Genomic DNA, 6,576 nt, shown 5'->3' with positions numbered 1-6,576 from the left:
GCGAGGTGGCGTATATTACGCTTTCCTCCTTCAGAGTCAACCTCTTTTTCAGAAGTTTTTCTCCGGCGGCTCAGTCTTCTGAACCTTCAACCCGTTTCCCGTTGCCGGTGTGCCGTGTTGATGGAGGCGCATTATAGGGAGTTCGCGCGGGCTGACAAGCGTTTATTGCGAAAAGATTACTGTTCGAAGTAATTTTCACCAAATCGCGCTATTTCGCTACGATTTGCCTGGTAACTGTGCAAATTCATGGGCAAAACGGCTCACCTGTTGCCAGTCCGTGTATTCCACTTCTTTCGTTGCATCGGTTTCACCGCCGGTCATACGCATAATCAGCTGAATCATCACACGGTCAAACCAGCGATAGCGGGGATAGTAGAGCGCCCCTGCGAATACGGCACAGCAGTCAGGCTGCCATGGAGACTGCAATAAGAACTTCCGGGTATAGGCATTCGTTTCAGGAGAACGCTTCTCAGGTTTGCGTGCCGTGAGGTTTACCGAAAAGAAACCGCTGGTACGCTGCTGCAGCGCAGGGAGATGTTGCTTAACGAAGGTCTCGACGACCGGCTGAAAATGGCCATAGCGGATCGAGGCGCCAATCAGTACGCGATCATACTGTGTCCAGTCAGGCACAGCGGCATCCTGGATGTTCAGCACATCACACGGCTGCTGCTGCCGGATGGTTTCCGCAAGAGCGGAAGCAATCTTCTGCGTTTGCCCGTCGCGGGTGGAATAGAGAATCAGCGCTTTCATGTCAGCATCCTTATTAATTATTCACGCCAGAAAGTAGGCGTGAACAGCACCAGCAAGGTGAAAACCTCGAGACGCCCGAACAACATGGTAGAGATAAGTATCCATTTCGCCACATCATTCATAGACGTGAAGTTGTCTGCCACGACGCCTAAGCCCGGCCCGAGGTTATTCAGCGTCGCGGCAACGGCAGCAAAAGCGGAGAAGTCATCGACGCCCGTGGCGATGATCGCCAGCATGCTCACCAGGAACACCAGCGCATAGGCCGAGAAGAATCCCCAGACGGCTTCCAGGATACGCTCCGGCAGCGCACGATTGCCCAGCTTGATGGTGTACACCGCATTCGGGTGAACCAGACGCTTAAGCTCGCGGTTACCCTGTTTGCACAACAGCAGAATGCGGATCACCTTCAGGCCACCCCCGGTTGAACCGGCACAGCCACCAATGAAAGCTGAGCACAACAGCAGAACCGGCAGGAATAGCGGCCAGCGAGCGATACTGTCGGTCGTGAAACCCGCCGTCGTCGCCATGGACACCACCTGGAAAAAGGCCTGGTTCAGGGTTTGCCAGCCGCTGGCATAGACATTGTGGAACCAGAGCACCACCGTACAGATCAGAACCAGCGTCAGCTGAACGCCGATAAACATGCGGAACTCCGGGTCCCGCCAGTACACGCGCAGGTTACGTCCGCTTAGCATGGAAAAGTGCAGGCCGTAGTTACAGCCGGAAATCAGCAGGAACACCGCCACGATAGTATTGATGGTGCTGCTGTTAAAGTAGCCGATGCTGGCATCATGAGTTGAGAAGCCGCCAATGGCGATGGTCGAAAAGCTGTGGCCGATAGCATCGAACGCCGGCATGCCCGCCAGCCAGAGTGCCAGCGCACAGGCTACGGTCAGCAGAACATAGATCAGCCAGAGTGTCTTGGCCGTCTCGGCGATGCGTGGGCGCATTTTATTGTCTTTCAGGGGTCCCGGCATTTCAGCGCGATAGAGCTGCATGCCCCCGACGCCCAGAATCGGCAGGATGGCTACCGCTAACACGATGATCCCCATCCCGCCCAGCCACTGCAGCATCTGCCGGTAGAAGAGGATGGCCTTAGGCAGCGAGTCCAGCCCCACCAGCGTGGTGGCTCCGGTGGTTGTCAGGCCCGAGAAAGATTCAAAGAACGCATCCGTGACGGAAAGATGCGGCTGCTCCGCAAAGATAAAGGGCATGGCCCCTACGCTGCCCAGCACTGTCCAGAACAGAACGACGATCAGGAACCCTTCGCGGGGTTTGAGTTCGGTTTTCTTTTTACGGTTCGGCCACCACAGCAGCGAGCCGATCACCAGCGCCATCATAAATGTCTGGCTGAACGCCCGTCCCGCGCCGTCTCGATAAATTAATGCGACGAGGCCGGGCAGAATCATTGTCACTGAAAAAAGAATTACCAGCAGACCGACGATGCGGGTAATGGCGCGAAAGTGCATTCAGCCGTTCCTTTAAATAAGAGAGATGAACATCATGGTGTGAGCGGGATCAGCGACAACGCGCCCCGGCTAAAGTCTGACAGATTTTTTTTGAACCCCTCTATCTGTCCATAAGGCAATGCCAGCGTCAGCGCAATACGATCCTGATAGTGGCTGTCGGTCACCTTACCTTCAAAACGCTGCACCAGCCGTTCGATATCGCTGTGCTGTGCATAGTCGCATTGCAGCGTGAAAACCATCATCGGTACTTTGCGCTGCCGCGGTAACTGCTTCAGTCCCTGCTGGACGCCACCGCCATACGCCTTCACCAGGCCACCGGTGCCCAGCATGATGCCGCCGTAATAACGCACCACCACAGCGGTCACCTCGCCAATACCGGCACCCATCAGCTGCGCCAGCATCGGTTTCCCGGCGGTGCCCGACGGCTCACCATCATCCGAAAAACCGAGCTGCTGAGAGTCATCCGGCGCGCCCGCCACCCAGGCCCAGCAGTGATGCCGGGCAGCAGGATGCTCGCTTTTCACCTGCTGGACAAAGGCGCGCGCGGCCTCTGTCCCCTCGGTGTGCGCCAGCAGCGTAATAAAGCGACTCTTTTTGATGGTTTCCTCACTGATGCTCACGGCCAGCGCGGGAATATCAAAAGCGTCCATCAGGCCAGATGCAGATCGCGGGTCATGTTTTCAACGCGGTTTGGATGGATCACCACGTTATCTTCGATGCGAATGCCGCCATAAGGCCGAAGCGCATCAATCGCCTGCCAGTTAAAGTGCTGACTGAAACGGCCCTGACGCAGCGGCGCCAGTAACGAGTCGATAATATAGAAGCCCGGCTCGATGGTTAAGACCATGCCGGGCTGCAGCACGCGGGTGCAGCGAAGGTAAGGATACTGCGCAGGCGCGGCGAGATGGGTGCCCTGCTCATCCTGCATAAACCCGGCAACGTCATGCACCTGCAAGCCCAGCGGATGCCCCAGACCGTGTGGCATAAATGGCCCGGTCAGATCTTCAGCCACCAGCGCCTCTTCGCTGATTCCCTGCACCAGCTCAAACTTCAGCAACATCTTGGCAATACGCTGGTGCATCTGAAGATGATAATCGGTGTAGCGCACACCCGGTTTCAGCGTGGCGATTAAAGCCAGCTCTTCGGCGTTCATCGCCTCCACCATTCTGGCATAGAGCGAGCTGCTCTGCGCCGCATAGCTGCGGGTCAGATCGGCGGCGTAGCCCAGATATTCGGCGCCGGCATCAATCAGGAAGCTGTGACGTTTCGCCGGTGGCTGATGATCGAGGCGGGTGTAGTGCAGCACCGCCGCGTGTTCATTCAGCGCAATGATATTGCCGTACGGCACATCGGTATCACGATGGCCGGTCGCGGTCAGGTAAGCCTGATTGATGTCAAATTCGCTCAGGCCCGCAGAGAACGCCTCTTTGGCCGCGCGATGCCCCGCAACCGCCAGCTTCTGCGCCTGACGCAGACAGGCCAGTTCATAGTCGGTTTTAATGCTGCGATGGTAGTGCAGAAAGTCGATGACCGCTTTAGGGTTGATGTTGTCTGAGGAGATTCCGAGCTGCGCCGCGCGTGCATTAACCGGCCCGATATAGGCGACATTATCACGCTGTGCAGGGAGCAGCTGCGCAATCTCATCGGCGTTTTTCAGGCCGATAACCTCGACATCTCCGGTCCAGAAACTGTCCGGCAGCGGTTCAACGTTATGCCAGTAATCCACCGGAGAGTAGAACCACAGTTTCGGTTTGTTCACGCCATCGATCCAGAGCCAGCAGTTAGGCACCTGCGTGACCGGCACCCAGGCTTTGAACTGCGGATTCACCTTAAACGGATAGGTGTGGTCATCCAGAAACACCGTCAGCAACTCACCGGAATGGATCAGCATCGCATCCAGTTTATTGCGTGCCAGCACCTGCTGCGCCCGTTGCTGCAACGTGGCGATGTGCGCGTGATACAAGGTCTTCAGTGAATCCATAGCCGTCTCTCCCGTGTCGCGAAATGGCCGCAGTTTAGCATACCCCTTGCTCAGATGCCGAAGCCGGCGTGGCTGTGATCTTGTTAGCAAATAAGCAAAGAGCGGTTTGCAAAAAATTAACATCACTCCCACACTCACGATCATCTGGTATGACCAGATCACCTTTCGCGGTTTCAGGAGACGCACATGCTCTACCAAGGCGCTAACCTTACCCTTCACTGGCTGGACGATGGCATCGCCGAGCTGGTTTTTGATGCCAAAGGCTCAGTCAACAAGCTGGATACGCAAACGGTCGCCAGTCTGGGCGAGGCCATTGCGGTCCTGGAACAGCAGCCAGCACTGCGCGGCCTGCTGCTGAGCTCCGCTAAACCCGCCTTTATCGTGGGCGCGGACATTACCGAGTTTCTTTCCCTTTTTGATGCCCCCACCGAAAAGCTGAGCCAGTGGCTGAGTTACGCCAACAGCATCTTCAACCGTCTGGAAGATTTGCCCGTGCCCACCCTGGCAGCCATTGATGGTTATGCGCTGGGTGGCGGATGTGAGTGCGTCCTGGCGACCGACCTGCGCATCGCCACTGCGGATGCCCGCATCGGCCTGCCGGAAACCAGACTCGGCATCATGCCAGGCTTTGGCGGCAGCGTAAGGTTGCCCCGCCTGCTGGGAGCCGACAGCGCGCTGGAAATTATTGCCGCCGGTAAAGATGTGGATGGCAATGCCGCGCTGAAACTGGGCCTGGTCGATGCGGTGGTTGCCCGTGACAAACTGCGCGAAGCGGGCATCACCATGCTCAAAGCGGCCGCCGAAGAGGGCAGCTGGCAGGTGCGCCGTGCGCCTAAACTGGCCCCGCTGAAGCTCAGTCCAATCGAGGCGGCGATGAGTTTTACCATTGCGAAGGGCATGGTGATGCAGACCGCAGGAAAACATTACCCCGCTCCGCTGATGGCGGTAAAAACCATTGAGGCCGCGGCCAGTCTCGGTCGTGATGATGCGCTGAAGCTTGAAACGGCGGCATTTGTGCCGCTGGCGCAGTCTGACGAAGCGCGCGCACTGGTCGGCATCTTCCTCAACGATCAGTACGTTAAAGGGCTGGCAAAAAAACGCGCCAGCGAAAGCGGCGCGCCTGCTCAGGCGGCAGTGCTGGGCGCAGGCATCATGGGCGGTGGCATCAGCTACCAGTCTGCCTGGAAAGGCGTGCCGGTCAGAATGAAAGATATCAATCCACAGGCGCTGACGCTGGGGATGAATGAAGCCAGCAAGCTGCTCAACTCCCAGCTGGCGCGCGGAAAAATTGACGGTAACAGGCTGGCCAGTGTCATCGCCACCATCCAGCCCACGCTGGATTACGCCGGTTTTGAACTGGCCGACGTGGTGGTGGAAGCGGTAGTCGAGAACCCGCAGATCAAGGCTAAAGTGCTGGCTGAAACAGAGCGGCATCTGCGTGACGATGCCGTTCTGGCCTCGAATACTTCGACCATTCCTATCAGCCAGCTGGCGCAGGCGTTACAGCGCCCGGAAAACTTCTGTGGCATGCACTTCTTTAACCCGGTGCCGCGTATGCCGCTGGTCGAAGTGATCCGGGGCGAGAAAACCAGTGAAGCGACGCTCGGCAAAGTGGTGGCCTGGGCCAGCAAAATGGGCAAAACCCCTATCGTGGTCAACGACTGCCCCGGCTTCTTTGTTAACCGGGTGCTGTTCCCCTACTTCGCCGCTTTCAGCCTGCTCCTGCGCGATGGCGCAGATTTCCGCCAGATAGATAAGGTCATGGAAAAACAGTTTGGCTGGCCGATGGGGCCGTCATGGCTGCTGGATGTCGTGGGCATCGATACGGCGCACCATGCGCAAAGCGTGATGGCTGACGGGTTCCCGGACCGCATGAAGCATGACTATCGCGACGCAATCGATCTGCTGTTTGAGGCTGGTCGCTTTGGCCAGAAAAATGGCAAAGGCTTCTGGCGCTGGGAAGAAGATAAAAAGGGCAAGCCAAAAAAAGTGGCCGATGCCGATGTCGATACGCTGCTGCAGCAGGCCTTTCAGCCCGCGCGAATCTTCAGCGATGAAGAGATTCTGAACCGCATGATGCTGCCGATGCTGAACGAAGTGGTGCGCTGCCTGGAAGAGAAGATTATCGCCTCACCGGCTGAAGCCGATATGGCGCTGGTGTATGGCCTCGGCTTCCCGCCTTTCCGTGGCGGGGCTTTCCGCTATCTCGATACTCTGGGCAACAGCAACGTGGTGGATCAGGCCCGGCGTTATAGCGGTCTCGGTGGCCTGTATGCCCTGCCTGCCCTGCTGCTGCAGAAAGCCCATCAGCATGAAAGCTGGTATCCCGCCGCCAAACCGATTGATGAAGCCGCGCTGAAAAGCGCCTGAGGGCAA

The 6,576-nt window shown here is 57.4% G+C and carries 5 protein-coding genes; 1 reads left to right on the top strand and 4 read right to left on the bottom strand.

All coding sequences use genetic code 11. The features are described 5' to 3' along the window. Positions 1 to 216 precede the first annotated feature (216 nt). From hemG to pepQ, 4 genes are read right to left on the bottom strand one after another with little or no spacing between them, the layout of a single operon-like run. On the bottom strand, positions 217 to 750 hold the full coding sequence (gene hemG / locus HFD97_RS13410; protein WP_009088532.1) for a menaquinone-dependent protoporphyrinogen IX dehydrogenase: 534 nt from the start codon (positions 748 to 750) through the stop codon (positions 217 to 219). A 17-nt stretch (positions 751 to 767) separates the two neighbouring features. Further along, on the bottom strand, positions 768 to 2,219 hold the full coding sequence (gene trkH / locus HFD97_RS13405) for a Trk system potassium transporter TrkH (RefSeq protein ID WP_009088529.1): 1,452 nt from the start codon (positions 2,217 to 2,219) through the stop codon (positions 768 to 770). A gap of 32 nt (positions 2,220 to 2,251) precedes the next feature. Beyond that, the gene (locus tag HFD97_RS13400; RefSeq protein ID WP_046100972.1) at positions 2,252 to 2,869 is read right to left on the bottom strand and encodes an IMPACT family protein; all 618 of its coding nucleotides are present in this window, start codon (positions 2,867 to 2,869) and stop codon (positions 2,252 to 2,254) included. Continuing rightward, positions 2,869 to 4,200 carry a Xaa-Pro dipeptidase gene (gene pepQ, locus HFD97_RS13395; RefSeq protein WP_167432008.1) on the bottom strand — a complete coding sequence of 444 codons (1,332 nt, stop codon included), beginning with the start codon at positions 4,198 to 4,200 and terminating at the stop codon, positions 2,869 to 2,871. The genes HFD97_RS13400 and pepQ overlap by 1 nt, the downstream gene beginning before the upstream one ends. Before the next feature lie 186 nt (positions 4,201 to 4,386). Between pepQ and fadB the strand changes: the two genes are divergently transcribed. Further along, positions 4,387 to 6,570: a fatty acid oxidation complex subunit alpha FadB gene (gene fadB, locus HFD97_RS13390; RefSeq protein ID WP_167432009.1), complete on the top strand. Its 2,184-nt coding sequence runs from the start codon at positions 4,387 to 4,389 to the stop codon at positions 6,568 to 6,570. The last annotated feature ends 6 nt before the right edge of the window (positions 6,571 to 6,576 follow it).

It is taken from the genome of Pantoea sp. EKM103V, assembly GCF_011800365.1.
Classification (GTDB): domain Bacteria; phylum Pseudomonadota; class Gammaproteobacteria; order Enterobacterales; family Enterobacteriaceae; genus Pantoea; species Pantoea anthophila.
The sequence above is the reverse complement of the archived record's forward strand: the minus strand, read 5'-3'. Positions and strand labels throughout refer to the sequence as shown.

Bases quoted from the DNA above. Each gene is read 5' to 3' on its own strand.
- hemG (WP_009088532.1), bottom strand. From the start codon at position 750: ATGAAAGCGCTGATTCTCTATTCCACCCGCGACGGGCAAACGCAGAAG.
- trkH (WP_009088529.1), bottom strand. From the start codon at position 2,219: ATGCACTTTCGCGCCATTACCCGCATCGTCGGTCTGCTGGTAATTCTT.
- HFD97_RS13400 (WP_046100972.1), bottom strand. From the start codon at position 2,869: ATGGACGCTTTTGATATTCCCGCGCTGGCCGTGAGCATCAGTGAGGAA.
- pepQ (WP_167432008.1), bottom strand. From the start codon at position 4,200: ATGGATTCACTGAAGACCTTGTATCACGCGCACATCGCCACGTTGCAG.
- fadB (WP_167432009.1), top strand. From the start codon at position 4,387: ATGCTCTACCAAGGCGCTAACCTTACCCTTCACTGGCTGGACGATGGC.